Genomic DNA, 1,685 nt, shown 5'->3' with positions numbered 1-1,685 from the left:
CTTCTAGGCTCTGGACTTCGGTAGCGGGGACATTTCATACATCCTTCGCCTAGACAGACCGCCTGCGCCGGTCGGGCATCCGCACATCTATGGACGGCAAGGGCCGCTATCTAGACAACATCTTCATCGAGCGTCTGTGGCGCACGCTGAAATACGAGTGCGTCTACCTGAACGCCTTGGAGACCGGGTCTCAGGCACGCGCGAGTGTCCAGAAATGGGTGGAGTTCTACAATCACCGCCGACCGCACAAAGCCCTTGGCGGAAAACCACCAGTGGTGATCTACTCGCTGAAAGTCGAAGCAATGCAACCCGATCACCAGGAGCAGATCAGAGCTTAAAAAGCCCCGGATCCTGTCCAAGGAATGGGGAGCACCTCACTGAAGTGGTTCTGGAAATTTTGATCTACCTCGTAAACCGAGCAAAAAAACCACGTCGTTGTGGTGGCTCAAGGGGTTTAATCTTAGCCTCTCTCTGGTCAGTGAGTTGCGCCATAAGCTGATCTTCCTTGCGCTCAGCGCGCTCTACTCGCCCGCGGAGATCAGCGATATGCGCCTCTAATTGCACTCGCTCGCGTGCGCGTTCTGTCTCTTCACGCACAATGTGTTCGCGTAGCGCATCAACTTCAGCTTCTAGGTCCCTGTTTTTGCTGAGTGTTTCATGTGTTCCAACAGGGGTTTCTAAGTCGGTAGTTTCTGGGTTGCGTTCCCTGTAACCCGCGAGCCATCTCCCAAGCTCGGAGGGGTCGATTTTGTAAGGGGAACCCCCTCCCCCTTCCGCAGATAGATCTCCTTTTTTAACTGCTCTGGATAGGGTTGGTTTGCTTACGCCTGTTTCCTTAGCCGCTTGCCCGAGGGTGTATTTCATAGGGCGTAACACCTGTTACTGTTGGGGTTGTCGTATAGAAAACATCTGTTTCTTATGTCTGTAACAGGATTACACTAAGCTAAGGCGCGGGTATAGTTCCCGTTTAGGCCCGCCGAATGGTGTTTGGACTGACTTGAAACAACCGTGCCAGCTCAGCAATACCGCGCCCCTCCTGATCACGCATTCGGGCCACCTCTGCACGGCGCTCGGGAGACAGGGCAGGGGGCCTGCCACCGATCCTTCCGCGCTTACGGGAGGACGCGAGCCCTTCTTTGGTTCGCTCAGAAATACGCTCACGCTCGAACTGGGCGATGGAGGCAAAGACATGAAACACAAGCCGACCAGCAGGCGTCGTTGTGTCAATGTCCTCAGCCAGGGAACGAAAGCCTGCACCCTTCGCACTAATAGCCCCCACGATCTGCAGAAGGTCCTGCAACGACCGGCTCAGCCGGTCGTACTTGGCCACCACCACCACATCAGCCTGACGCAACTGGTCGATCATACGGTCCAGCTCGGGTCGTGACTTCTTGGTGCCCGACTGTTTCTCCGCAAAGATGCGCTCTGCACCGGCCGCCTTCAGAGCAGAGGTTTGGGGATCGAGGTGCTGATCTTCTGTCGAGACACGTGCATAGCCAACGATCATGAATTCAACTCTTCCAAAAACCTTCAACAACCAGTTAGGTTTTGAACGGGGTTTGTGGCAGCGTCAATCGAAGTCGTTTGCGACCATGCCAAAAACGAGGGTTTTAGGGCGGCCCTGACAACCAAAATAACTGATTAACGTCAAAGATAAGCCAGAACCGCGAAAGCTGAGTTTATGG

At 54.5% G+C, this 1,685-nt stretch carries 3 protein-coding genes; 1 reads left to right on the top strand and 2 read right to left on the bottom strand.

The features are described from left to right. Window positions 1-62 precede the first annotated feature (62 nt). Complete coding sequence (locus tag ACOI1H_RS25395) at window positions 63-338, top strand: integrase core domain-containing protein (protein ID WP_422441083.1); 276 nt, start codon at window positions 63-65, stop codon at window positions 336-338. 64 nt (window positions 339-402) lie between these two features. Here the strand turns inward: ACOI1H_RS25395 and ACOI1H_RS25390 are convergent, their stop codons facing one another. Together ACOI1H_RS25390 and ACOI1H_RS25385 are read right to left on the bottom strand one after the other, a co-directional pair. Then, the gene (locus ACOI1H_RS25390; RefSeq protein ID WP_422441081.1) at window positions 403-864 is read right to left on the bottom strand and encodes a helix-turn-helix domain-containing protein; all 462 of its coding nucleotides are present in this window, start codon (window positions 862-864) and stop codon (window positions 403-405) included. A 103-nt stretch (window positions 865-967) separates the two neighbouring features. Further along, window positions 968-1,507: a recombinase family protein gene (locus ACOI1H_RS25385; protein ID WP_422441079.1), complete on the bottom strand. Its 540-nt coding sequence runs from the start codon at window positions 1,505-1,507 to the stop codon at window positions 968-970. Window positions 1,508-1,685: the final 178 nt, after the last annotated feature.

The organism is Loktanella sp. DJP18 (assembly GCF_049310965.1).
Taxonomy (GTDB): Bacteria; Pseudomonadota; Alphaproteobacteria; order Rhodobacterales; family Rhodobacteraceae; genus Loktanella.
The sequence above is the reverse complement of the archived record's forward strand: the minus strand, read 5'-3'. Positions and strand labels throughout refer to the sequence as shown.